The sequence below is a fragment of the Streptomyces sp. NPDC002868 genome, from assembly GCF_055563295.1.
Window position 1 is genome coordinate 109869 of record NZ_JBVHDR010000012.1, and the last position, 25301, is coordinate 135169.

Below are 25301 nucleotides of genomic sequence, written 5' to 3' on the forward strand. Positions count from 1 at the left end.
GGTCCCGCAGCTCCCTGTCGTGGTCCCCGCCCTCGCGGCCCTCAGCCGACACCGGCGGCCGCCGTTCCGCGCCCCGAGCCCCCGCGTCCGCCGCCACCGGCGCCCGAGGCCCCGCGCCCCTTCCTCGAAAGCCGTCGCGCGATCGGACCGTAGGTCGCACCGCCCACGATCAACAGGGCCCCGACCACCACCGCCCCGACCACCAGCTTCACCGGGCCCAGCTGCGACACACCGCCCGGCAGCACAGCGAAGCCCTGCGGCCGGTCCAGCAGACCGCCGTCCAGCGGCCATGCCACGGCGTCCAGCCGCGCCGTCACCGCCGAGCGCGGCACCGACCCCTGCCCGGGGTCCTGGAGGTGGACGCGGGAGTCCAGCGAGCCTCTGCGCTCGTCACCCAGCAGGAACAGCTGCCCCTTGGGGACCGTGGCCGTGAAGCGGTCCGGCGAAGCGAGCCCCTTGTTGCGCAGATACGGTTCCTCAACCGCCGTGCCGTTGACCGTCAGCTTGCCGCCGTCGCCGCAGCAGGCGATCTTGTCGCCACCCACGCCGACCACCCGCTTCACCATCGGCATATCGCCCCACTGCGCATCGCGGAACACCACGATGTCGCCGCGCCGCACCTGGTCGCCGTCTATCCGCTGCGCCAGTACCCGGTCACCCGCCATCACGGTCGGGGACATCGAGTCGGTCGGCACTGTGTACGGCTGGTAGACCACGGCCCCCCAGATGAACCCCCCGAGGAAGAGCACACAGCCGACGGCCACGGCCAGGCCCGACAATGCACTGCCGAGCCGGCCACGGCCGTCGTCCGTACGTACTGTTCCGCTCATCCCAGCGCTCCCCACCTCGGAGATTCGGTCCCCAAGAGCCATCCTCGGAGATCGGCGATCTGGGACGGCACCCTACCCGGCGGTATGCCCCGCGGTCAGCTTCCTGCGGCGCCACAGCGCGAAGGGCAGAACGCCCAGGACGGGACCGGCCGACATGACAGCGGCAGCGGTGTTGATCCCGGGCTGGTCGAAGGTGCCGGGCACCGGCAGCGTCGACCAGCGGTTCAGCGGCCAGGCCACCACGACAGCGCGTCCGACGACCTTGTCGACCGGTACGAAGCCGTTGTTCACGTCTTCCATGTGGTAGCGGGAGTCCCTGGAGTTCTGGCGGTGGTCGCCCATCACCCAGATCCGGTCCTTGGGCACCTTGAACGGGCCGAACGCCTGGTCGTCGCAGGGGGTGTCGCCGGGGTAGATGTACGGCTCGTCGAGCGCCTTCCCGTTGACCTTGACCGGGCCGCCCTTCTTGCACTCCACCGTGTCGCCGGCGATCGCGATCGTCCGCTTGATCAGGTCCTTTTCCTCGGACGACGGCATCAGGCCGATGAAGCTGAGGAAGTTCTGCACAGGGTTCGGTTCGGGGGTGGGCTCACCCTCCAGCCAGCCGCCCGGGTCGTGGAAGACGACGACCTCACCGCGCTCGGGCTCCGAGCCGAACCACGGGGTGAGCTTGTCGACCAGCACCCGGTCGCCGCGCTGCAGGGTGTTCTGCATCGAGTCGGAGGGGATCGAGAAGGCCTGCACCAGGAAGGTCTTGATGAGCAGCGCGAGAAGCAGCGCGATACCGATCAGGAGCGGCAGTTCCTTCCAGAAGGATCGCTGCTTCTTCTGTCCCGTACCACTGTCCTCGGAGGATCCGCTCTCGGCATCCACCGTTCCCGCCGTCCCCGGCGTCCGAGCCGCCGCTTCGTCCGTTACGGCCGCGGGCGGCTCGGCGAGCTTCCCCGGCCTTTCCTCCGGCTCATCGTGTCCGGATCGTGCGCCGACGGCCACATCCCCCACATCCACTCCTCACTCCGTGCGAACCGCCTGCCCCGAAGTCGGAGCAAGCCCACCACTCCCATAACGAGCGGGAGTTCCGCAGGGCTCGGGAGCAGGATCATCCCGTTCAGATCCTGAGGTGACACCCTATTCGACGGGGAGAGCGCTGAGGTCGACCCGGCACGCGCGTTCGGGACGGATGCGTATGTCTCCGGCTCTTCGAGTTTGCGCCAGTGGCTGACCGGCCAGGCGATGACGACCGCTCGCCCGACGACCTCCTCCTCCGAGACGGTGCCCCGGTCCTTCTCGTCGAGGTGGAAGCGCGAGTCAGCCGAGTTGGCCCGGTGGTCGCCCATCACGAAGATCCGCCCGGCCGGCACCTTGACCTCGAACTTGAGCGTTGAGGGAACGTTTCCGGGGTTCAGATACGGCTCGATGAGCGGTACGCCGTTGACGGTGACCCGCCCGTCCTTGTCGCAGCACTTGACGGTGTCCCCGCCGACCGCGACCACCCGCTTGATCAGGTCCTGCTCGTCGTCCGACGGCAGCAGCCCTATGAAGGTCAAGCCTTGCTTGACCTGTTTGACGACGATCGGGTCGTCCTTCTTGGGGGCCTGCTCCTGCTGGAGCCAGCCGCCGGGGTCCTTGAAGACGACGACATCCCCGCGCTGCGGCTTGGAGCCGAACCACGGGGTGAGCTTGTCCACCAGTACACGGTCCTGGATCCGTATGGTCTGCTCCATCGAGCCCGACGGGATCACGAAGGCCTGCACCAGGAACGTCTTCAGGACCAGCGCGATCAGCAGAGCCACGGTGATCAGGAGGGGTATCTCCTTCACGGCCGACCGGCGACGCTTGCGCTTCACCTTCTGCGCGAGCCTGCGCCGCTCCGCCCGGCCGGGCAGCGTCCTGGCGCCGTCCGTCGGCCGGGTCCCGGTCGGCAGCCGGGTGTCAGCCCGGTGACTCGCACGACGCCCGCGGTTACCCATGGGCGCCGCCCGGCATTCGTTCCGCGTCAGGTACGCCCACGAAGAGGTCGGTCCCCTCCAGCGAGGTCCAGCGCCCGATCGGCCAGCCGACCCAGTCCGCCCGTCCGATCACCTTGTCGACGGGCACCATGCCGCCGCCGGGCTCCCCGAGATGGTCGCGGGAGTCACGCGAGTGGCTCCGGTGGTCTCCCATGACCCACAAAGTGCCCTGCGGAACGACGATGTCGAAGGGGACCTCGGACGGGACGTCGTCGGGATGGAGATATCTCTCGTCGACCGGTACGCCGTTCACCTCGACCCTGCCCCCCTTGTCGCAGCAGACCACTCTGTCACCGCCCACACCGACGACGCGCTTGACGAAGTCGGTCTCGGCGGGCTCGGCCAGCCCCAGCGCCGCGAGCGCACCGCGCGTCAGGGCGCTGACCGGATTCTCCTCCAGGCCCTCCTGTACGAAGGATCCTGTGCCGTCGAAGACGACGACGTCCCCCCGCTGGGGCCCGGAACCGAAACGGTACGCCAGCTTGTTCACCAGCACCCGGTCGCCGACCTGAAGGGTGGGCTCCATGGAGCTGCTGGGGATCTGGAAGGGCTGCACCACGAAGTGACTGAACAGCAGCACGACGACGGTGCAGACGACGCCGAGCAGCCCCGCCCTGCGCCAGGACATCCCGGAGAGACGTTTTCCCAACTGTCCGGAGCGGCTCGATGAACGCACAGAACGCGACCCCTCTCCCTCTTCCCCGGCTTCGGGGGCGGAAGAGCGGTCGCGCTCCGTGTGCTTCGCTTCGGTGTCCATCGGGGCCAGAGCCTATCCGGCGGCCCTGTGAACCCGGCGTCAGTGTGAGCCGAAGCTCAGGCGCGAGAGGCGAGCCGAAGCTCAGTTGTCGCGCTTCTCCTTGATCTTGGCGGCCTTGCCGCGCAGGTCGCGGAGGTAGTACAGCTTCGCGCGACGGACATCACCGCGGGTGACGAGCTCGATCTTCTCGAAGATCGGGCTGTGCACCGGGAAGGTGCGCTCGACGCCGACGGAGAAGGAGACCTTGCGGACCGTGAAGGACTCGCTGACGCCCGAGCCCTGGCGGCGGATGACAACGCCCTTGAACTGCTGGATACGCGAGCGGTTGCCCTCGATGACGCGAACGTGGACGTTCACGGTGTCGCCGGGACGGAAGGCGGGAACGTCGCTGCGCAGCGACGCGGAGTTGACGGAGTCGAGCAGGCTGGCCATGAAGGTCTGCTTCCTCGCCGATGCCACAGGTCATCAGCGGAATGATCGAGATGAGAATCAGAGTGCCGTCCACGTCGAGCGGGCGTCGTTCCCCCTGTGGCAGGGGCGCCCGCTGGACGTACAGCAGCGCCCTATTCTTCCACGGCCTCGGGGCTGCGCCAAAATCGGCCGCCGGGCTCCGGCGCCCAGCCCAGGATGGAGAGGATCTCCCGGTCCTTCTTGTCGAAGACGGCCGGGTCGCAACGCTCAATCAGGTCGGGCCTGTTGAGGGCCGTACGGCGGAGCGCCTCGTCCCGCCGCCAGCGGGCGATCTTCCCGTGGTGCCCGCTGATCAGCACCTCCGGAATGGCGCGTCCGCGCCACTCGGGCGGCTTTGTGTAGACGGGGCCTTCAAGCAGATTGGCCATCGCGCCGGGCGCGAAGGAGTCGTCCCGGTGCGATTCGGCGTTGCCCAGGACCCCGGGCAGCAGCCGCGCCACGGCCTCGGTGATCACCAGTACGGCGGCCTCGCCGCCGGCCAGGACGTAGTCGCCGATGGACACCTCGTAGACCGGTATCCGGGTGGCGTACTCGTCGATGACCCGGCGGTCGATGCCCTCGTAGCGAGCGGGGGCGAAGATCAGCCACGGCCGCTCGGAAAGCTCGACGGCGAGCTCCTGTGTGAAGGGGCGGCCGCTGGGTGTGGGCACGACCATGACCGGGCCGTGCGCGCCCGCCTCGTAGCCGCTCGCCAGCGCGTCGTCGAGGGCGTCGCCCCAGGGCTCGGTCTTCATGACCATGCCGGGGCCGCCGCCGTAGGGGGTGTCGTCGACGGTGTTGTGCCGGTCGTACGTCCACTCGCGCAGGTCGTGCACATGGACATCGAGCTGCCCACGCGCGCGTGCCTTGCCGACGAGCGAGACGTTCAGCGGTTCCAGGTACTCGGGGAAGATCGTGACGACGTCGAGCCGCATCAGGCATCGTCCTCGGCATCGCGCGACGATGCGATCTCCGCCTCGCTGTCGTCGATGAGCCCGGGCGGCGGGTCAATGACGGCGCGCTGCTTCTCGAGGTCGATCTCGGTCACGATCTCCTCGACGAAGGGGATCATCACGTCGCTGCCGTCGGGCCGCTCGACGATGAACAGGTCCTGCGAGGGCAAATGGCTGATCTCGGTGATCCGGCCGATCTCGGTACCGTCGGCGAGGACGACATCGAGGTCCATCAGCTGATGGTCGTAGAACTCCTCGGGGTCCTCGGGGACTTCTGCCGGGTCCACCTCGGCGATCAGCAGGGTGTTGCGCAGGGCTTCGGCGGCGTTGCGGTCCCGTACGCCCTCGAAGCGCAGCAGCAGCCGGCCGCTGTGCACCCGGCCGGTCTCGATCGTCAGCGGTCCGGTGGTGGCCGGGTCGGTGGCCAGTACGGCGCCGGGCGCGAGCCGCAGTTCCGGCTCGTCCGTGCGCACCTCGACGGTGACCTCGCCCTTGATGCCGTGGGCGCGGCCGATCCGCGCGACTACCAACTGCACTTAACACTCTCTCCTGTCGACGACTACGGGCCGGGGACGGCCATAAGGCCCTCCCCGGCCCGTGCCGGTGCTGCGTATGTCAGTGAACCTGGTCCACGTCGACGAGGTCGACGCGGATGCCACGGCCACCAATGGCGCCCACGACGGTGCGCAGGGCGCGCGCGGTGCGGCCATTGCGGCCGATCACCTTACCGAGATCGTCGGGGTGAACCCGGACCTCGAGCACGCGACCGCGGCGCAGATTGCGCGAAGCCACTTGCACTTCGTCCGGGTTGTCGACGATGCCCTTCACGAGGTGCTCGAGAGCCTCCTCGAGCATGCTCAGGCCTCGGTCGACTCGGTGGACGGGGCCTCAGCAGCCTCGTCCGCCTTCTTGTCGGCCTTCTTCGCCTTCGGGGTGATGGCCTCACCCTTCGGCTCGTCACCCTCGAAGCCCTTGGTGAAGGCCTCGAACGCGGCGCGCTTGTCCTTCGGCTCCGCGACGAGCAGCGGCGCCGGGGCCGGCAGGCCCTTGTGCGCCTGCCAGTCACCGGTGAGCTTCAGGATCGCGAGAACCGGCTCGGTCGGCTGGGCGCCGACGGACAGCCAGTACTGCGCACGCTCCGAGTTGACCTCGATGCGCGAGGGGTTCTGCACCGGGTGGTACAGGCCGATCTCCTCGATGGCCCGGCCGTCACGGCGGGTACGGGAGTCGGCGACGACGATGCGGTAGTGAGGCGAACGGATCTTGCCCAGACGCTTCAGCTTGATCTTGACTGCCACGGGAGTGGTGTCTCCTGGTCTTGACGTGGTTGGGCACAACGAGATGCCACGTGGGGTTGCGGTACTCGGGTGCCCGATGGACGCGTCAGCCGGAGGCGAGAGGGTTCCTGTGCGGCTGTCGAGTACAGCTAGCCATTGTGCCACAGACCTGCGGCGGGCTTGCACCCGGCCGGTGTCGCACCGCCCCCGTCGGCGGCCCGACCCGGCGGGCAAAGGCCATCAGCTCGCGGCGGCGACTACTTCCGGGATACGGAAAGGTTTGCCGCAGCCGCCGCAGACGATGGGAGCCTGGGCGAGAACGGACGGGACGACGCGGACATTGCGGCCGCAGTCGCACACGGCCTTGACCCGCACGCCACCGCCGGACGAGCCGTGGCGGGCGGCCGGCCCGCGGAAGGTGCGCTTGGTGTCGGAGGCCGTCGCGACGGTGTGCGCCTTGAGGGCGCGCTGCAGTCTCTCGATCGTGGGTCGGTACCGCCGCTTCGCCTCGGGGTTGAGCGCGACCAGCGAGAAGCCGCTGCTGGGGTGCGGCTCGTCGACATGGTCCAGCCCCATCTCCTCGGCGATCGCCAGGAATCGGCGGTTGTGATAGCGGCCGGCGCGGGAGGTGTCGCGGACACCTCGGGCGGCGGCGATGCCATGGACTGCCTCGTGGAGCAGTCGCTCGAAGGAGAGCTCGTGGCCGCAGGCGGACGAGGACTCTCCGATCAGGGACTCTGGCGCGGCAAGATCCGGCAGCTCGGGGTGGTGCCGCTGAATATCGGCCCACGCCTGTGCCAGCTCTGCGGCGAGAACAGGTGGTGTCGTGCTCACGTCGTGATAACGAGCCGGGGCGCTCGCGGGTTCCATTCCGGGGCATCCCAAATAATTTGCACGTACCCGTCAGTTGCCGTTGATGCGTCCGGACGAGGGCGGGTGCGCCGATCTGCGGAGAAGCTTCACAGCTCACATCAAGGTGGTACGTAGCGGCGCGTACGCCCCAGCGCGTAGACAAGGGCCGTGCGCCGGGGAGGCTGCCCGACTCCGGGCAGCGTGCGCCTCAGCGGGCCGCGTCAGTAGGCGCGGGCCACGATCGCGACAGTACCCGGCGCGTCATCGGCCTCAGGAACCGACCCGTCCTCGGCGACCAGACACCGTACGGACACGGCCTGCTCGGCGAGCTTGTCCTCGCCTTCCTGGCCCAGGGTCGACCAGAGGATACGGGCCCAGCCGCCGGCGACCGCGGCCTCTGCGGCCTCCTCGATCGTCGTCACGTCGGTCGTACGGGACTCGCGGCGGTCGCGCGACTCCTTCAGCAGCTGCGCCTGGCCCTCCTCGAGGACCTTGGGCAGCAGCTCGGCCAGCGCCTCGATCCGCACCGGTTCCTTGCCCCCGGGGATGCGGCGGGCCAGCATCGCGGTGCCCGCCTCCAGGTCGCGCGGGCCGACCTCGATGCGTACCGGAACGCCCTTGAGCTCCCAGTCGACCGCGCGGCGGCCGAAGGGGGTGTCGGTGCGGTCGTCGATCTGCACGCGCAGGCCCGCGGCCTTCAGCCGGTCGCCGATCTCGCGCACCTTGGCGACGGCCTCGTCGCCCTTGATGGCCATGACGACGACCTGGACGGCGGCGAGACGCGGCGGGACGCGCAGTCCGTTGTCGTCGCCGTGCGACATGATCAGTCCGCCGACCATCCGGGTGGACGAGCCCCAGGAGGTCTGCCAGGCAAGCTCCTGCTTGCCGTCCTTCGACAGATACGTGGTGTTGAAGGCCTTGGAGAAGTTGGTGCCGAGCTCATGGCTCGTACCCATCTGAAGGGCCTTGCCGTCGCCCATCATGGCTTCGAGCGTAAGGGTGTTGATGGCGCCGGCGAAGCGCTCCTTGGGCGTCTTGCGGCCGAGCACCACGTCGATGCCGAGGACGTTGATCATGAAGTCCGCGTAGACGTGCTTGTGGATGTAGGCGGCGTAGTCGCGGGCGTCCTCGTAGGTGGCGTGGGCGGTGTGGCCCTCCTGCCAGAGGAATTCGGTCGTACGCAGGAAGACCCGCGGGCGCATCTCCCAACGGACCACATTGGCCCACTGGTTGATCAGGAGCGGCAGATCGCGGTAGCTCTGCACCCACTTCGAGAAGTAGTCGTTGATGATCGTCTCGGACGTGGGGCGTACGACGACGGGCTCCTCGAGCTCCTTTCCGCCACCGTGCGTGACGACCGCGAGTTCGGGTGCGAAGCCCTCGACGTGCTCAGCTTCCCGAGTCAGGTAAGACTGTGGGATGAAGAGCGGGAAGTAGGCGTTCTGGGCACCCGCGTCCTTGATGCGGGCGTCCATCTCCTGCTGCATCCGCTCCCACAGGCCGTAGCCGTACGGCCGGATGACCATGGTGCCGCGCACCGGGCCGTTGTCCGCCAATTCGGCCTTGTTGATCAGGTCCTGGTACCAGCGCGGGAAGTCTTCCGCCTGGGGCGTGAGAACGGGTGCCTTTGCCATGGCGCGCATCGTACGGCGACACCGGGGCCAAGCGTGAATCGGCCGACGTCTGCGGGCGCACGCCGGGGGCACGCAAGCATTGCCACTCAACCCCTGGACTTGCGGGCGCATGCGGAGTTCTCTGGCATACGGGGGGAGCGCAGGCGTACGCACACGGGGGGCTGTCCTTCAGGGCTCTGCTGACCTCTTGGCGGATTGGGGCGCTTTCGATGACACCAACGCTCGTCCAGCACCGACCCCACGCGTCGTCTGCGTCTCCGTCACCGGCGGAGGCGTGTGCGCGGGCCCGGGACTGGGCCGAGATCCAGGAACGGATGCTGGTGCCGCTGTACGAGGCGGTGTACGAGCGGTTGGAGGTCGGCTCCGGGACGCGGCTGCTCGGCCTCGACTGCGGGTCCGGTCTCGCACTGCTGATCGCGACGTCGCGCGGTGCGCGGGTGACCGGAGTCGATACGGACCGCGAACGGCTCGCGCTTGCGCGGGAACGGATGGCTCCGGATGCGGGGGCGGCTGCGCGGGACGTCGAGCTGGCGGAAGGCAATGCGGCGGCCGCGGCGGATTCGGAGCGGGGTCCGTACAACCTGATCACCGCGTTTCAGCCGATCGGCTGTGCGGCGGGTGACTCGGAGGGCCTTGGACCGGCTGTCGCGGCGGCCGTCGAACTGGCGGAGCACGGCAGCGCGGTGGTGCTGACGGGCTGGGGCCCGCCGGAGCGGTGCGCGACGTCGGGTGTGCTGCGGGTGGCGGGCCGGCTGACCGACCGGCTGCGGAAGGGCGGCTGGCGCCCGGCGCTCCGGGACGACTTGGAGGACGTCGCGGCCCAGGCGGGCCTGAAGCCGGACGGCTCGGGCCGGGTGGCGTGCCCCTTCGGCTACGCGGACATGGAGAGCGCGGTGCGGGGGCTGCTGTCGACGGGGCTGTACGCGGCGGCGGTGCGGGCGACGGACCAGTCGCAGGTGGAGAAGGAGATCAGGGAGGCGCTGCATGCGCATCGGCGGCGGGACGGCACGGTGTGGATGCCGAATGTGTTCCGGTACCTGATCGCGCGGACGCGGTGAGGCTGGGCGGGGGTGCGGGTTCCGCTGCGCGGGGCCTTTCCCCTCCCCGTCCCTTCCCACAACCGGGGCAAGCCCCGGACCCCCGAACCGGGCCCGGCCGACGGCAGCTTCGCGCCGCACCCTGCGGGAGCAACTGCCCGCGCCGGAGGCGCGCATGATGCCTGGCGCGGGCACCTTCACGCCGCCCGGCTCGCCGGGGCGCTGCACCGGCGTTCCTCAACGGCAGGTGCGCGCCGCCGTGCCGGCGTTTCTGAACGGCAGCTTCGCGCCGCCGTACGGGCGTTCCTGAACGGCAGCTTCGCGCCGCCACCCTGCGGGCGCTCGCCCCCGGCCCGGCGGCAGCTTCGCGGCGTCGGGCTGCTGGGGCTCGGGTGGCCCCGGGATCGCCGGGGGCAGCCAACGGACCTCGTGTGGCGCGCCGCACGCCGACGCGCTACTCCGCCTTGTCCGGGCGTGAGATGCCCGCCGCGCGGTACGCCGCGGACTCCTCCAGGGTTTCGTTCTCCAGCAGCGCCCGCGCCAGCGCGTCCAAACGGTCGCGGTTGTCTCGCAGTTGGCGGCAGGCGCTCTCATAGCACTCGTCGACGATCCGGCGCATCTCGTGCTCCACCGTGTCCAGCGTCGCCGGGGCGGCGCAGAGCCCGTACGCCTGCTGGGCGTCGTTCGGGATCGCGGTCAGTCTGCCGACCCGTTCGCTCATGCCCCAGCGGCCGACCATGCCCCTGGCCAGGTGCGTGACCTGTTCCAGGTCGCTCTCCGAGCCCGTCGTGATCACGTCGAAGACCAGGTGCTCGGCCGCCATCCCGCCCAGCGCGCCGACGATGCGGCCGCGGAGATACGCCTCGGTGTACGCGTACCTGTCCGCGTCGGGGGTGGAGAGGGTGACGCCCAGCGCCCGGCCGCGCGGCACGATGGTGACCTTGCGGACCGGGTCCGCGCCGGGCTGGAGCATGCCGAGCAGCGCGTGACCGCTCTCGTGGTAGGCGGTGCGTCTGCGATCCTCCTCCGGCATGACCAGCGGGCGTTCCGCGACGAGCTGGACCTTCTCCAGGGCGGCGAAGAGGTCGGACTGGGTGACTGCCGACTGCTGGCGCTTGACCGCGAGGAGCGCGGCCTCGTTGACCAGGTTGGCGAGATCCGCGCCCGTCATCCCCGGCGTCGCACTGGCGATCTGGGCCAGGTCGACGTCCTCGGCCAGTGGGACCCGCCGGGTGTGGATCTTGAGGATGGCCTCCCGGCCGGCGCGGTCGGGCGGAGAGACCTGGACGACCCGGTCGAAGCGGCCGGGCCTGGTCAGCACGGGGTCGAGGATGTCGGCGCGGTTGGTGGCGGCGAGTACGACCACTCCCTCCGAGCCGCTGAAGCCGTCCATCTCGGTGAGGATCTGGTTGAGCGTCTGCTCACGCTCGTCGTGCCCGCCCACGCCCGCGCCGCCGCCCCGCACCCGCCCGATCGTGTCGATCTCGTCGATGAAGATGATGGCGGGGGCGACCTTGCGCGCCTCGGCGAAGAGTTCACGGACCCGGCCGGCGCCCACTCCGACGATCATCTCGATGAACTCCGAGGCGGACGCGGAGAAGAACGGCACCCCGGCCTCGCCCGCCACTGCCCGCGCCAGCAGGGTCTTCCCGGTGCCGGGCGGTCCCGAGAGCAGTACGCCGCCGGGCATCCTTGCGCCCATCTTCCGGTACGCCGGCGGGTTCTTGAGGAACTCGACGATGTCATTGAGTTCGGCCTTGGCCTCGTCGCTGCCGGCCACGTCATCGAAGGTGGTGCGCTCGCCCGGCTCGGCCTCCACCGGCTTCGGCCTACGCCCGAGCACGCCGCCGCCCAGCGGCGCGCCCGTCCGCCGGGCGATGTACAACCACAGCAGTACGAGGAACAGCATCGGCGCGAGCGAGATCAGCAGATTGGCCAGAATGCCGCGTCCCGTGGTGACGACCGGCTCGGCCGTCACGGTGACGTTCTGCTTGCTCAGTTCGTCCCAGAGATTGTCGTCGGCGAAGGCCGGCCGATAGGTCGTGAACTTGGTGTAGTCGCCCTTGCCGTCAGGAAGGGGTGCCTCCCGCTTGAGCTCGCCCTGGATCGTGTCGCCCCTGGCGTAGATCTTCGAGACGTTGCCGTTTCTGACCTGCTTGCTGAACTCCGTGTACGAGATGGCGGGCCCGCCCCCGCCGCCGAAGAAGGACAGCAGCAGATTGGCGGCCAGAAAGACGACGAGCGCGGTGAGAATCAGGCCGGCCCAGCCTCCGGGCATCTTCCTCGGCGGAGGCGCGCCCTCGGAGCGCCACGGCTGGTCGGTCCGCTCGCGTGGAGGTACGGGGTTGGCCACGCCTGCTCTCCTCTGCCGTGACTCGGCGCCTGTGCCCATGACCGCACAGATCCCCAGGCGTCGCCAGCCGAAGCCGCCGGCCCTGCGAGGGCGCCGTCACCCGGCGGGACCGAGCACGCAAAGGGCCCGCGGCCGGACCGGCCGCGGGCCCTTCGGGGCTGATGTCAGCGCGTCAGCGTGTCAGCGCGTCAGCCCATGAACTTCTTGAAGTCCTCGGGCAGTTCGAAGTCCTTGCCCGGCTCACCGGTCGGCAGACCGAACGCGTTGCCCTGCGCCGTCTGCTCGCGGCGCGCCGCAGCCGCCTGCTCCTCAGCCTTGCGCTTCATCGGGTTGCCGCTCTTGCGCTTGCCCTTGGCCTGCTTGACCTGCTTCTTCTGGCGGCCGGGGCCGCCACCCATGCCGGGCATCCCGGGCATACCCGGCATCCCGCCGCCCTGCGCCATCCTCGACATCATCTTGCGGGCCTCGAAGAACCGCTCCACCAGGCCCTTCACCGCGCTGACCTCGACACCGGAGCCCTTGGCGATCCGGGCACGGCGCGAGCCGTTGATGATCGTCGGCTCCTGACGCTCGCCGGGCGTCATCGACTTGATGATCGCAGCGGTACGGTCCACGTCCCGCTCGTCGATGTTGTTGATCTGGTCCTTGATCTGCCCCATGCCGGGCAGCATCCCGAGCAGCTTGGAGATGGAGCCCATCTTCCTGACCTGCTCCATCTGGGCCAGGAAGTCGTCGAGCGTGAAGTCCTTGCCCTTGCTGCTCGCCAGCTTGGAGGCCATTTTGGCGGCCTCTTCCTGGCTGAAGGTCTGCTCGGCCTTCTCGATCAGCGACAGCATGTCGCCCATGCCGAGGATGCGGGACGCCATGCGGTCCGGGTGGAACGCGTCGAAGTCGTCCAGCTTCTCGCCGTTGGAGGCGAACATGATCTGGCGGCCGGTGACGTGCGCGATGGAGAGCGCCGCGCCACCGCGGGCGTCACCGTCGAGCTTGGAGAGCACCACGCCGTCGAAGCCGACGCCGTCGCGGAACGCCTCCGCGGTGTTGACCGCGTCCTGACCGATCATCGCGTCGACGATGAAGAGGACTTCGTCGGGGCTGACGGCGTCGCGGATGTCCGCGGCCTGCTGCATCAGCTCCTGGTCGATGCCGAGGCGGCCGGCGGTGTCGACGATGACCACGTCGTACTGCTTGGACTTGGCGTGCTCGATGGAGCCCTTGGCGACCTTGACCGGGTCGCCGACGCCGTTGCCCGGCTCCGGCGCGTAGACCGCGACGCCCGCGCGCTCGGCGACGACGGAGAGCTGGGTGACCGCGTTGGGGCGCTGGAGGTCACAGGCGACGAGCAGCGGCGAGTGCCCCTGGCCCTTGAGCCACAGGCCCAGCTTTCCGGCCAGCGTCGTCTTACCGGCACCCTGCAGACCCGCGAGCATGATCACGGTCGGCGGCTGCTTGGCGAACCGGAGGCGGCGGGTCTCGCCACCGAGGATGCCGATGAGCTCCTCGTTGACGATCTTGATGACCTGCTGGGCCGGGTTCAGCGCCTGGGAGACCTCGGCGCCACTCGCGCGCTCCTTGACCTGCTTGATGAAGGCCCGGACGACGGGCAGCGCGACATCCGCCTCGAGCAGCGCGATACGGATCTCGCGCGCCGTGGCGTCGATGTCCGCCTCGGACAGGCGGCCCTTGCCCCGGAGGTTCTTGAATGTCGCGGCAAGGCGGTCGGAGAGGGTGTCGAACACGGTGGTCGCGGATCCTCAGGTGTCGGGAGCAGGCGGACAGTGTCCCCCAGGGTATCCGGCCGCGCGCGGTGTGGTCTGCCCCGTGGGGGGTCTCACGTCAGGCGCGCAGCACCGCCTCCAGCGCACGGGCCGTCTCGGCGGCCTCCTCGGCCGGCAGCGGCGCCCCTTCCGGGCCCGTCACATAGAAGGCGTCGACGGCGTTCGCGCCGAGCGTGGAGACGTGGGCGCTGCGCACCCGTAGCGCCGCTTCGTCCAGCGCGCGGCCGATGCGGTGCAGCAGCCCGGGGGCGTCGTGGGCGCGTACCTCGATCACGGTGGCGAGCCGGGAGCCCGCGGGCGCGACGGTCACGCGCGGGGGCGGGGCCTGGACCCCACGGCGCCGCGGATAGGCGGCCTCCCGCTCGGCGAGCCTCGCCGGGATGTCGAGCGAGCCGTCCAGGGCCCGTACGAGATCGGCGCGGAGCCTGGCGGCCTGCGGCAGTGAGCCGTACTCCGCCGCCACCCGCCAGCTCAGCAGCAGTACGCCACCGGACCCTCCGAGTTCGCTGGGCACGTCGATGGAGCGCAGGTCGGCGGCCCGGACGGTCAGCCGGTGCAGGGCCAGCACGCCGGCCGCTGCGGGCAGCACCCCCGGCTGGTCGGGCAGCGCGATCAGCAGCTCGACGCCGACGGGTTCGGGTTCGTCGCCGGCCGGCGGCTCGGTCTGGGCGTGCAGCGCGAGCACCGGTTCGCCGGTGCGCAGCGCCTCGATGGCGAGGCGTTCCTGTTCGGCGCTGGGCGCGGCGGGCTCCGGCTCGGCCGGGGCATTGCCCGCGAGGACCGCGGCGACCCGTTGCACCAGGTCACCGACGAGCGAACCGCGCCAGGAGGACCAGGCGGCGGGCCCGGTGGCGAGCGCGTCGGCCTCGGTCAGGGCGTGCAGCAGCTCGAGCGTGCCGGCCGATCCGACGACCTCGGCGACGGAGGCAACCGTGGCCGGGTCGTCCAGATCGCGCCGGGTGGCTGTCTCGATGAGCAGCAGGTGGTGGCGTACGAGCGTGGCGATGACGGCCACGTCGGCGCGGTCGAATCCGATCCGGGCGGCGACGTCCTTGGCGATGGTCTCGCCCGCCACCGAGTGGTCCCCGGGCCAGCCCTTGCCGATGTCGTGCAGCAGGGCCGCGATCAGCAGCAGATCGGGGCGGCCCACCCGGCGGGTCAGCGCGGATGCCTTGACCGCCGCCTCGACGAGATGCCGGTCGACGGTCCAGGTGTGTACGGGGTTGCGCTGTGGCCGGCACCGTACGCGCTCCCAGTCGGGCAGCAGCTGGGTGATCAGGCCCTCGGCTTCGAGCGCCTCCCAGACCGCGATCGTCGACTCCCCCGCGCCGAGCAGGGTGAGGAGCTCCTCGCGTGCTTCGGCGGGCCACGGCACCGGCAGCGGGCAGGCAGTGGCCGCGAGCCGCCGTACCGCGTGCAGGGAGATCGGCAGCCCGGACTGGGCGGCGGCCGCGGCGGCCCGCAGCGGGAGCACCGGGTCACGTTCGGGCCGCGCGGCGCGGGCGAGCACCACCTCGCCGTCCTGCTCGACGACGCCCTCGGCGAGCGGGCTGCGCTCGGGCTGGGTGCCGCGGCCGCCGCCCAGCATCGCCCGCAGCCGGGGCCGTACGGCGCGTGACCTGAGTACGCGGTTCACCTCGCGCCAAGTGACGTCCGTGGCGTACGAGACGGTGCGCGCCGCTTCGTACACCTGCCGCAGCAGCGCGTCGGCGTCCAACAGGCCGAGTTCGGCGGCGACTTGGTCCTGCTCCTGCAGGGCGAGCCGGTCGGTGGCCCGCCCTGTGGTCAGATGCAGCGCGTCCCGGGCGTCCATCAGCGCCCGGCGGGCTTCGTTGAGCCCTTCGCGAGGCGCGTCGGCGAGCCAGGAGGCGGCGACGGCGCGCAGTGCGGTGGCGTCCCGCAGCCCGCCGCGCGCCTCTTTCAGGTCCGGCTCCAGGAGGAACTGCAACTCGCCCTGGCGCTCGGCCCGTTCGCGGCAGAGCTCGTCCAGCTCGGGCAGCCGCTTGGGGGCCTGGTTGCGCCAGTCGGCCAGCACAGCGGTGCGCAGCCCGGTCAGCAGACCCAGATCGCCCGCGACATGGCGCGCGTCCAGCAGCCCGAGCTGCACCTTGAGGTCTTCGCCCGCGGTCTTGCGGGCCTCGCCGGGAGTGCGTACGGAGTGGTCGAGTGCGAGCCCCAGATCCCACACCGGATACCACATCCGGTCCGCGAGGGCGGCGATGTCACCCGCGTCCGCCCGCCCGTCGTGCAGCAGGAGCAGATCGAGGTCGCTGCGCGGGGAGAGTTCGCCGCGCCCGTAGCCGCCGACGGCGACGAGCGCCGCGCCCCGCACCCCGGCCTCCAGACAGGCCGTGGTGAACAGCGCGTTCAGCCAGTCGTCGGTCAGTCTGGCCAGGGCAGCACGGCGCGGCGGCCCGGACTGCGCCTTCTCGTTGAGAAGGCGCAGCCGGGCCGCCGCATAGCCGCTGGGTCCCGAGTCTTCCGCTTCGGTGGTCACATCCAGGCTCGTCACCCAGCAGCTCCTGTTCTGCTCTGCGTTTACAGCGCGTCCGGGCCGCGTTCGCCGGTCCGCACCCGTACCGCTGCCTCGACGGGGACGCTCCACACCTTGCCGTCACCGATCTTGCCTGTGCGGGCCGCCTTGACGACCACGTCGATGAGCTGTTCGGCGTCGTCGTCCTCGACCAGTACCTCTATGCGGATCTTCGGCACCAGGTCGACGGTGTACTCCGCACCGCGGTAGACCTCGGTGTGACCGCGCTGGCGGCCGTATCCACTGGCCTCCGTGACCGTGAGCCCCTGGACTCCGAAGGCCTGCAGGGCCTCCTTGATCTCGTCGAGCCGGTGCGGCTTCACGACGGCGGTGATGAGCTTCATGCGTCCACCTTCTTGGTCGGAGCCGCGGCTGCCACGGAGTCGCCCGGGGCGGGCACGGCCTTACGGGAACCGGCGCCGCCGCCGGCACCGCTGAAGTCGTACGCCGTCTCGGCGTGCTCGTCCTGGTCGATGCCGGAGACCTCGACGTCCTCCTCGACCCGCATGCCGATCGTCTTGTCGAGGACGAAGGCGAGCAGCGCCGATGCCACCAGAGAGTAGGCCAGTACAGCGCCGACACCGATGGCCTGCTTGCCGAGCTGGTCGAGGCCGCCGCCGTAGAAGAGGCCCTTGACGTCGTTCTGGACGCCGCCGGTGGCGAAGAGGCCGACCAGCAGCGAGCCGACGACACCGCCGACGAGGTGGACGCCGACGACGTCGAGCGAGTCGTCGTAACCGAACTTGAACTTCAGGCCGACGGCCATGGCGCAGAGCACACCGGCGATGGCGCCGACGGCGATCGCGCCGAGCGGGCTCACGGCGCCGCCGGACGGGGTGATGGCGACCAGACCCGCGACCGCGCCGGACGCGGCGCCGAGGGTGGTGAACGCGCCGTGGCGGATCTTCTCGTACGCCAGCCAGGCGAGCATCGCGGCCGCGGTGGCGACCTGGGTGTTGACGAACATCACCGCGCCGACACCGTCGTCGTTGCCCAGCCACGAGCCGGCGTTGAAGCCGAACCAGCCGAACCACAGCAGACCGGCGCCGAGCATGACCAGCGGCAGGCTGTGCGGCCGCATCGGGTCCTTCTTGAAGCCGACGCGCTTGCCGATGACGAGGATCACGCCGAGGGCCGCGGCACCTGCGTTGATGTGGACGGCGGTGCCGCCCGCGAAGTCGATGACGCCGAGCTCGAAGAGCCAGCCGCCCGCGCCCCACACCCAGTGCGCGACCGGGAAGTAGACGACGGTGACCCACAGCGCGACGAACAGCGCCCAGGCGGTGAACTTCACGCGGTCGGCGAGCGCACCGCTGATCAGCGCGGGTGTGATGATCGCGAACATCAGCTGGAAGACGGCGAAGACGTACACCGGGATGGTGTAGCCGTCCCACAGCTGGGTGAGGCCGAGGCCGCTGAGCCCGACGTAGTCGGCGCTCCAGCCGATGATGGAGCCCTTGTCGGTGCCGAAGGCGAGGCTGAAGCCGTACAGCACCCACAGGATGGTGACGATCCCGAGGCTGATGAAACTCATCATCAGCATGTTGAGGGTGCTCTTGACCCGGACCATGCCTCCATAGAAGAAGGCAAGGCCCGGCGTCATGATCATCACCAGGGCGGAACAGATGAGCATGAAGCCGGTATTGGCTGCAGACAGTGTCGGGGCGTCTGCGGCAAGCGTCGAGATGCCTTGAGGCATCGGCGTCTCCTCGTCGTCGGTGCGGCCGCGTGCGGGCGAAGCCTGTGCGGAAGGGCGGGCCGGTTATGCGCCCTAAAGTTGGCGCAAGGCGGTTTCCGTCAATGCCGCACCATGTTTCGCCGCAGTGACGAAGAGGTCCGGCGTGTTACGCGGCTATGAACAGGTGGGTCCGGCGGGAGGGCCGGGAGTATCCTCTGCGCACATCACCAGCCGACCGCGACGCCTACCCGCCTGACCTGGCACGGGGGAGCCGAGTCGGGTTGTTCGGGGTGAGCGCCGCGGCCGGGGCCTGGTGACGCCGCCCGCTCAGACCGCTTCCGCGGTCTCGGGCAGCTGGGAGGTCAGCTGGTCGGTGAAGTGGGCGACCTCGGGCACGTCGCCGAAGTCCCGGGCCGCCGTGTCGACGGTCTTGCGCAACCGGGTGTTGACCCGCTCGGAGCGCACCCGCTTGGCGATCTTGAGCGCCTGGCCGGCCAGCTCCGTGGACTGCTCGGGCTCTTTCTTGAGCAGATGAACCGTGGCCATGCCGACCAGATTGAGTGCGTACGACCGCTGGTGCTCGTCGTCCTGGCCGAAAAGCTCGACGGCGCGCCGCATGACCGGCTCGGCGAGCGAGGCGTAGGTGGGGCTGCGGCCCGCCACATATGCCAGATCGCGGTACGAGTGGGCGTTCTCCCCATTGAGCTCGGCCTCGGAGAAGAAGCGGATCCAGTCGGGCTCGGGCTCGCCGTCGAGACCGGCGTCGGCGAAGGTGTCCTCGGCCATCCGGACGGCTCGCTTGCACTTGCTGGGCTGGCCCATGTTGGCGTAAGCGCGGGCCTCCATCGCATACAGCATCGCCTGGGTGCGCGGGGTCGCGCAGTCGCGGCTGCCGTACTGCGCGAGATGGACGAGCTCCAGGGCGTCGTCGGGCCGCCCGAGGTGGATCATCTGGCGGCTCATGGAGGACAGGATGTACGAGCCGAGGGGCTTGTCGCCCGCCTCCTTGGCGGCGTGCAGGGCGAGTACGAAGTACTTCTGAGCGGTGGGCTGCAGTCCGACGTCGTAACTCATCCAGCCGGCCAGCTCGGCGAGCTCGGCTGCGCACCTGAACAGCCGCTGTGAGGTGGCCTGGGGCTGCGGCTCCTGCAGCAGATCGGTTACTTCGTGCAGTTGGCCGACGACGGCCTTGCGTCGCAGCCCGCCGCCGCACTGCGCGTCCCACTGGCGGAACATCGCGGTGGTGGACTCCAGCAGCTCCAGCTCGGGCTTGGAGAGCCGCGATGCCCTGCGCAACGCTGCGAGAGGTACCTGCTGCCCCGGCTCACCGGGCGGGGAGGGCACCAGCCAGCGCTGCATCGGCTCGACGAGTGCGGGTCCCGCGGCAAGGGCGAGCGAGGTCCCGAGGAAACCGCGCCGGGCCAGCATCAGGTCGCTGCGCGAGAACTCGCTGAGCAGGGCGACGGTCTGGGTGCCCGCCCAGGGGAGATCCACCCCGGACACTGCGGGTGACTGATGCGCCGAGCGCAGTCCGAGGTCCTCGATGGCGACGACGGTGCCGAAGCGCTCGGAGAACAGCTCGGAGAGGATGCGCGGAATCGGCTCGCGCGGCTGCTCGCCGTCGAGCCATCGGCGTACGCGTGAGGTGTCGGTGCTGATGTGGTGTGCGCCCATCTGGCGCGCCCGGCGGTTCACTTGACGCGCGAGTTCGCCCTTCGACCAACCGCTGCGCACGAACCACGAGTTCAACTGCTCGTTCGGGCGCTTGCCGGCCTCCGTACCGCTTGCGCCGCTGCCGTCCACTGGAACGCTCCCATCCGCTGAAGCTTCTGTTGCCCCGAACCCCTACCAGAATGCCGTGAGTTGAGACCGTCCGTGCGGAGGTTGCGCCCTACCGAACAGGAAACCGAGTTGCCCCCGGCATACCCGCGGGTGCGCAAAGCTCCAGGGTTCGTGTACTGAAAGTAATCCCACGATCACCCCTCTCGCGAGCGCAATTGCAGAAACGCCACCATTCGCCACCCCTTCGAATGAACTCCCTTGCCGCCGGGCGCGATTCACTTGACATACGACGATCAGAATGTGGCGGAGCGGTGCACGCACAGGCGCGCAGCCTGGTCCGCACCACCCCTTGCGCCACTGTGCGCCACCAGACCTTTACCGGTTGCGACTCAGTGTCACGAGGAGACTTCGGGTCGTAACCACCGGCGATTCAGACCCGTTGGAGGGGGCATGGGCTTCACGATCGGCGGCATCCGGGAGATGCGGTCCGGCTCACGGCGCCGCGGCCGCACCACAGAGTGCACAGTTGTGGCCGAGTACACAGGGCTGTGGGGCTGGGACGTGGCGCCGGGGGCGCGAGCGGCGTCCGGCGAATGTTCCTGCGGGGCGGCGGACTGCGCGTCCCCGGGGGCCCATCCACTGGGCTTCGCTCCCGAGGTGCCCGCGGGCGCGACGCTGGACGAGGTCACCAAGGCGTTGTCGGAGCTGCCGGGCGCGTCGCTGCTGCTGCCGGTCGGCCGCACCTTCGACATCCTCGACATTGCCGCCCCGGCCGGCCGCCGTGCGCTGGTGCGCCTGGAGCGGATGGGGCTGCCGATCGGCCCGGTGACGGCCACGCCGGACGGCCGCTGCCAGTTCTTCGTCGCCCCCGGCGCCGCCGACGAACTCCCGGACCTGCTCTACCGGATGGGCTGGGACGACGCGGACCTGGACCTGCACTGCCTGGGCCCGGGCGCCCACATCACGGCCCCGCCCTCCGACCACGCGGGCCTGGGCCCGGTCAGCTGGCTGCGCCCACCGTCTCTGGACACGGCGACGGCGCCGCCGGAGGCGCGACTGCTGTTGGGCACGCTGGCGTACGTCTGCCACCGTTCGTGACCCTGGGTCGGGCCGATACGGGAGTGCCCGGCCTCGTCTGCACGACGTGGCCGGGCATTTTCTTGGGTACGCCCCATGACGCGCCGCGAGCGGGTGCGCCTGCGGCGGGCTTGTTCCCCACCCCGCCCCTTCCCGAACTGGGGGCAAGCCCCCAGCCCCCGTACACCCTTCGGGCGTTGTCCTCAATCTCCCCCAGACTTCGTCCGGGGGGATCCCCAACGGGCTGCATTTGCAGCCCCTCCGGCGGAAACTTGAAGCCCGCCCGGGCAAATCCAGCCCCGCCGGCGATTGAGGCGCGGGGTCCGGGGCGGAGCCCCAGTTACGGTTAGGGGCGGGTCGGGGAACAGGCCCGCCCCAGCGGCAGCTAGTCGCCGATCAGCGCGTCCACGAACGCCTCCGGCTCGAACGGCGCCAAGTCGTCCGGTCCCTCGCCCAGGCCCACCAGCTTCACCGGTACGCCCAGCTCCCGCTGGACCGCGATCACGATGCCGCCCTTGGCCGTGCCGTCCAGCTTCGTCAGCACGATGCCGGTGATGTCCACGACCTCCGCGAACACCCGTGCCTGCACCAGACCGTTCTGCCCCGTCGTGGCGTCCAGGACCAGCAGGATCTCGTCCAGTGGTCCGTGCTTCTCGACGACGCGCTTGACCTTGCCGAGCTCGTCCATCAGGCCCGTCTTGGTGTGCAGCCGGCCCGCCGTGTCGATCAGTACGACGTCGGCGCCCTCGGCGATGCCCTCCTTGACCGCGTCGAACGCGATCGACGCCGGGTCGCCGCCCTCCGGGCCGCGCACCGTGCGCGCGCCGACCCGCTCGCCCCAGGTCTGGAGCTGGTCCGCGGCCGCCGCGCGGAACGTGTCCGCCGCGCCGAGCACCACGGAGCGGCCGTCCGCGACGAGCACCCGCGCCAGCTTGCCGGTCGTCGTGGTCTTTCCGGTGCCGTTGACGCCGACGACCATGACGACGCCAGGGGTGTCCAGACCGCTCTCGGTCTTCACCACGCGGTCGAAGTCGGTGCCGAGCAGATGCAGCAGTTCCTCGCGCAGCAGGCCGCGCAGTTCGTCGGGCGTACGCGTACCGAGCACCCTTACGCGCTCGCGCAGCCGCTCGACCAGCTCCTGGGTCGGCGCGACGCCGACGTCCGCGGTGAGCAGGGTGTCCTCGATCTCCTCCCAGGTCTCCTCGTCGAGGTTGTCTCGGGACAGGAGCGTGAGCAGCCCCTTGCCGAGCGTGTTCTGGGACCGGGCGAGGCGGGCGCGGAGCCGGACCAGACGGCCGGCGGTCGGCTCGGGGATCTCGATCTCGGGGAGCGGCGGCGCCGCGACGACCGGATCCTCGACGGCGGCCGGGGTCTCGACGGCCGCGGCGGCGTCGGGGAGGTCGACCTCCTCGATCGTGCGGCGTGGCTCTTCGACCGTCGGCGCCGCGTCCTCACCGACCTGAGGCTCGGCGGGCGGGGCAGTGATGGTCGGCGTGCTCGACGGCGCCGAGGGCGGCAGCTGCTTCTTCTTGCGGCTGCTGACCACGAGCCCGCTGATCGCGCCGACCGCGACCAGGGCGATGACTACAGCAAGGATGAGGATTTCCATAACCCACCCAGTATCGGCCACGACCGCTCACCCTCAGCAGCCCCGGAGGATCCCACAAGGCATCCGACTCCATTTGGACCTTTTGGGGGGTACGGGCGATGCTGGTTGTTCAGGCCTTCTGCCGGCCAGCACGCCCACCTCTGTACGGAGCACTTCCATGCCCCACGCCTCCGAATCCGAAGGCGCGATAGAGACTCGTGGCCTCGAACCCGTCCCCGACGGCGAGCGCACCGGCCACGTACGTGAACTCTTCCCCACCTGGGTCGCAGCCAACATCAGCGTGTTGTTGCTCACCATGGGCGCGGGCCTGATCGTTTTCAATGGTCTGAACTTCTGGCAGGTGCTGGTCGTCGGGGTCGCGGCACCCCTCGTCTCGTACGGAATCGTGGGCCTGATCTCCATCGCCGGCAAGCGCGGCGGCTCCCCCGGCATGGCCCTGTCCCGCGCGGTCTTCGGCCAGCGCGGAAATCTCTTCCCCGGCTCGCTCATCTGGGTCGCACGCTGGGGCTGGGAGACGATCAACGCGGTTACCGGCGCGTACGCCGTGCTGACCGTGCTGGATCTGCTCTTCGGCGTGAAGAGCAACACCGCACTGATCGTGGTCACGCTGCTGGTCTTCGTCGCCTGCACGTTCCTGGTCTCCGGACTCGGCATCAACGCGCTGCGCGTGTGCAGCAAGTGGTCGACATATCTCTTCGGCGCGTTCAGCGTGCTGGTGCTGGTCCATCTGGTCGCGAACACCGACTGGTCCGCGGTCTTCGGCAAGCCGGCCGGGTCGACGGCGATGATGGTCGCGGGTATCGGCACTATCGCGGCGGGCGGCATCAGCTGGGTCCCCTCGGGCCCGGACTTCACCCGCTACCTCCCGCGCGCCGCCTCCGGCAGGGCGATGGTCGGCTCGACGGTCGGCGGAGCCGGGATCGTCGTACTGCCGATGGTGCTGATGGGCGCGGTGATGGCGGTCTCGACACCGGATCTGGCGAGCGCCACCGACCCGGTCGCGTTCATCGGCCAGATTCTGCCGATGTGGATCGCCGTTCCGTATCTCCTCATCGCGCTGGTGGGCATGCTGCTGATCAACTCGATGTCGATGTACTCGGCGGGCTTCACCGCGCAGACCCTGGGCATCAAGGTCCCGCGTGCCTGGGCGGTCAGCGTGAACGCCGTCATCAGCCTGGTCTTCGGCTTCCTGCTGATGGTGGTGGCGACCAGCTTCATCGGCTCGTTCATCTCCTTCCTGACGCTGCTCGCGGTGGCTTTCTCGGCGTGGATCGGCGTCTTCGGTGTGGACATGCTGCGCCGGCGTACGTACGACGGTGAGGCGCTGATGGACACCACGCGCACCAGCGCCTACTGGTACCGCGGCGGCTTCGCCTGGCAGGCGATGACGGCGTGGGCGCTCGCGCTGCTGGTCGGTCTGCTCTTCACCAAGGTCGACTGGTTCGCCGGTCCGCTCGCCCCGACCTGGATCGGGAAGCACGGCCTGGGCTGGGCGGCCACGATCGTCGTCTCGGCGGCGCTGTACGCGGTGCTGCCGCGCACCCGGTCCGCGGCGCCCGAGCCGATCCCGGCCACCCCCGTCGCAGAACCCGAGTCCGCGACCCTGTCAATCTGACGCTGCGTCAGCTACCGTCCCCCTTCGCCACGTTCATACCGGCGGAGGGGGACGTTCCCGTGGCCTTCACAGTGGCCCGTTTCAATCTCGTCGATCCCGGCGCGACGCCCGAGACCCTCGCGGTTCGCTACCGCGCCGCCCTGGAGATGGCCGCGTACGCCGACGACCGCGGCCTCGACACGATCCAGACCGAGGAGCACCACGGCGCCGAGAACAGCTGGCTGCCGTCCCCCTTCGTCTTCGCCGGCGCGGTCCTCGGCTCCACGCGCCGGATCGCGGTCACCGTCTCCGCGATCATCGGTCCGCTCTACGATCCGCTGCGGCTGGCCGAGGACATCGCCGTACTCGACCTGATCGGCAAGGGCCGTCTGGTCACGGTCGCGGGCATCGGCTACCGGCCAGAGGAGTACGAGCAGTTGGGGGTGGAGTGGACCCGGCGCGGCAAGCTCCAGGACGAGCTGCTCGAGACACTGCTGACGGCGTGGACCGGTGAGCCGTTCACATACCGCGGCCGGACTGTCCGGGTGACCCCGCGTCCGTACACCCAGCCGCATCCGATGCTGCTGGTGGGCGGCTCCTCGCGAGCGGCGGCCCGGCGCGCGGCCCGGCTCGGGCTGCCGTTCTTCCCGAGCGCTCATCTGCCGGAACTGGAGGCGTACTACCACGAGCAGCGTGAGCGGTACGGGACCGAGGGCTGGACGATGATGCCGGCGGAGAAGACGCCGCTCCTGCATCTCGCGGAGGACCCGGACCGCGCGTGGGCCGAGTATGGCGGACACTTCCTGCACGAGGCGCGGATGTACGCCTCCTGGCAGTCGAAGGACATCCGCTCCGCGGTGCGCTCGAAGGCGACGACGGTCGAGGAGCTGCGCGACGAGGGCGTGTACCGGATCGTCACGCCGAACGAGTGCGTGGCGCTCGGCGGGGACAGTCTGGTGCTGCATCCGCTGTGCGGCGGCATGCCGGTGGACGAGGGCTGGCGCAGCCTTCAGCTCTTCGCCGAGAGCGTGCTCCCCCGGCTCGCCGGCTGAGCCTGCCCGGGCACACGTACTGCCCCGGCTCAAGCGCCTCTGGGAG

Annotated in this window: 21 protein-coding genes and 1 pseudogene; 4 read left to right on the top strand and 18 right to left on the bottom strand. The window is 70.1% G+C overall.

The features are described from left to right. Positions 1-41: 41 nt before the first annotated feature. From lepB (ACZ3H8_RS30615) to proS, 11 genes and pseudogenes are all read right to left on the bottom strand, one after another. The gene (gene lepB, locus ACZ3H8_RS30615; protein ID WP_398984747.1) at positions 42-830 is read right to left on the bottom strand and encodes a signal peptidase I; all 789 of its coding nucleotides are present in this window, start codon (positions 828-830) and stop codon (positions 42-44) included. Between the two features lie 72 nt (positions 831-902). After that, positions 903-1832, bottom strand: coding sequence for a signal peptidase I (lepB, locus tag ACZ3H8_RS30620; protein ID WP_467407421.1), 930 nt, complete (start codon positions 1830-1832; stop codon positions 903-905). Further along, positions 1795-2800, bottom strand: a pseudogene (lepB, locus tag ACZ3H8_RS30625) (signal peptidase I); the annotation flags it as partial. The pseudogene lepB (ACZ3H8_RS30625) and the gene lepB (ACZ3H8_RS30620), both read right to left, overlap by 38 nt. After that, positions 2793-3596, bottom strand: coding sequence for a signal peptidase I (gene lepB / locus ACZ3H8_RS30630; RefSeq protein WP_467407422.1), 804 nt, complete (start codon positions 3594-3596; stop codon positions 2793-2795). The pseudogene lepB (ACZ3H8_RS30625) and the gene lepB (ACZ3H8_RS30630), both read right to left, overlap by 8 nt. Positions 3597-3677: 81 nt before the next feature. Next, positions 3678-4028 (bottom strand): 50S ribosomal protein L19, encoded by a 351-nt coding sequence (rplS, locus tag ACZ3H8_RS30635; RefSeq protein ID WP_307660845.1) that lies wholly within the window; start codon positions 4026-4028, stop codon positions 3678-3680. A gap of 131 nt (positions 4029-4159) precedes the next feature. Continuing rightward, entirely contained in the window at positions 4160-4981 is an 822-nt protein-coding gene (trmD, locus tag ACZ3H8_RS30640) for a tRNA (guanosine(37)-N1)-methyltransferase TrmD (RefSeq protein ID WP_467407424.1), read from the bottom strand. After that, positions 4981-5535 carry a ribosome maturation factor RimM gene (gene rimM / locus ACZ3H8_RS30645; RefSeq protein ID WP_467407425.1) on the bottom strand — a complete coding sequence of 185 codons (555 nt, stop codon included), beginning with the start codon at positions 5533-5535 and terminating at the stop codon, positions 4981-4983. The genes trmD and rimM overlap by 1 nt, the downstream gene beginning before the upstream one ends. A 79-nt stretch (positions 5536-5614) precedes the next feature. Continuing rightward, a complete protein-coding gene (locus ACZ3H8_RS30650; RefSeq protein ID WP_046087411.1) occupies positions 5615-5854 on the bottom strand; it encodes an RNA-binding protein in 240 nt (79 codons plus the stop codon). Between the two features lie 2 nt (positions 5855-5856). After that, positions 5857-6297, bottom strand: coding sequence for a 30S ribosomal protein S16 (gene rpsP / locus ACZ3H8_RS30655; RefSeq protein WP_467407427.1), 441 nt, complete (start codon positions 6295-6297; stop codon positions 5857-5859). Positions 6298-6516: 219 nt separating this feature from the next. After that, entirely contained in the window at positions 6517-7146 is a 630-nt protein-coding gene (locus ACZ3H8_RS30660) for a hypothetical protein (protein WP_398984733.1), read from the bottom strand. A 203-nt stretch (positions 7147-7349) separates the two neighbouring features. Next, positions 7350-8762 carry a proline--tRNA ligase gene (gene proS, locus ACZ3H8_RS30665; protein ID WP_467407428.1) on the bottom strand — a complete coding sequence of 471 codons (1413 nt, stop codon included), beginning with the start codon at positions 8760-8762 and terminating at the stop codon, positions 7350-7352. A 209-nt stretch (positions 8763-8971) separates the two neighbouring features. Between proS and ACZ3H8_RS30670 the strand changes: the two genes are divergently transcribed. Next, positions 8972-9820 carry an SAM-dependent methyltransferase gene (locus ACZ3H8_RS30670; protein WP_467407430.1) on the top strand — a complete coding sequence of 283 codons (849 nt, stop codon included), beginning with the start codon at positions 8972-8974 and terminating at the stop codon, positions 9818-9820. A gap of 433 nt (positions 9821-10253) precedes the next feature. Here the strand turns inward: ACZ3H8_RS30670 and ftsH are convergent, their stop codons facing one another. From ftsH to nsdA, 6 genes are all read right to left on the bottom strand, one after another. Further along, positions 10254-12152, bottom strand: coding sequence for an ATP-dependent zinc metalloprotease FtsH (gene ftsH, locus ACZ3H8_RS30675; protein WP_467407431.1), 1899 nt, complete (start codon positions 12150-12152; stop codon positions 10254-10256). 188 nt (positions 12153-12340) lie between these two features. Beyond that, the gene (ffh, locus tag ACZ3H8_RS30680) at positions 12341-13891 is read right to left on the bottom strand and encodes a signal recognition particle protein (protein WP_467407432.1); all 1551 of its coding nucleotides are present in this window, start codon (positions 13889-13891) and stop codon (positions 12341-12343) included. A gap of 97 nt (positions 13892-13988) precedes the next feature. Next, complete coding sequence (locus ACZ3H8_RS30685; protein WP_467407434.1) at positions 13989-16442, bottom strand: [protein-PII] uridylyltransferase; 2454 nt, start codon at positions 16440-16442, stop codon at positions 13989-13991. Positions 16443-16468: 26 nt separating this feature from the next. Further along, positions 16469-16807: a P-II family nitrogen regulator gene (locus tag ACZ3H8_RS30690; RefSeq protein ID WP_398984721.1), complete on the bottom strand. Its 339-nt coding sequence runs from the start codon at positions 16805-16807 to the stop codon at positions 16469-16471. After that, entirely contained in the window at positions 16804-18162 is a 1359-nt protein-coding gene (locus ACZ3H8_RS30695) for an ammonium transporter (RefSeq protein WP_467407435.1), read from the bottom strand. The genes ACZ3H8_RS30690 and ACZ3H8_RS30695 overlap by 4 nt, the downstream gene beginning before the upstream one ends. A 306-nt stretch (positions 18163-18468) precedes the next feature. Beyond that, positions 18469-19944, bottom strand: a complete 1476-nt coding sequence (nsdA, locus tag ACZ3H8_RS30700; protein WP_467407437.1) for a transcriptional repressor NsdA — start codon at positions 19942-19944, stop codon at positions 18469-18471. Positions 19945-20373: 429 nt separating this feature from the next. Between nsdA and ACZ3H8_RS30705 the strand changes: the two genes are divergently transcribed. After that, on the top strand, positions 20374-21021 hold the full coding sequence (locus ACZ3H8_RS30705) for a bifunctional DNA primase/polymerase (protein WP_467407438.1): 648 nt from the start codon (positions 20374-20376) through the stop codon (positions 21019-21021). A 364-nt stretch (positions 21022-21385) separates the two neighbouring features. Here the strand turns inward: ACZ3H8_RS30705 and ftsY are convergent, their stop codons facing one another. After that, positions 21386-22609, bottom strand: a complete 1224-nt coding sequence (ftsY, locus tag ACZ3H8_RS30710; RefSeq protein WP_467407439.1) for a signal recognition particle-docking protein FtsY — start codon at positions 22607-22609, stop codon at positions 21386-21388. A 157-nt stretch (positions 22610-22766) separates the two neighbouring features. Here ftsY and ACZ3H8_RS30715 point away from each other — a divergent pair, with 157 nt between their 5' ends. Continuing rightward, positions 22767-24224 carry a cytosine permease gene (locus ACZ3H8_RS30715; RefSeq protein ID WP_467407441.1) on the top strand — a complete coding sequence of 486 codons (1458 nt, stop codon included), beginning with the start codon at positions 22767-22769 and terminating at the stop codon, positions 24222-24224. A 59-nt stretch (positions 24225-24283) separates the two neighbouring features. After that, complete coding sequence (locus ACZ3H8_RS30720) at positions 24284-25255, top strand: LLM class flavin-dependent oxidoreductase (protein WP_467407442.1); 972 nt, start codon at positions 24284-24286, stop codon at positions 25253-25255. The last annotated feature ends 46 nt before the right edge of the window (positions 25256-25301 follow it).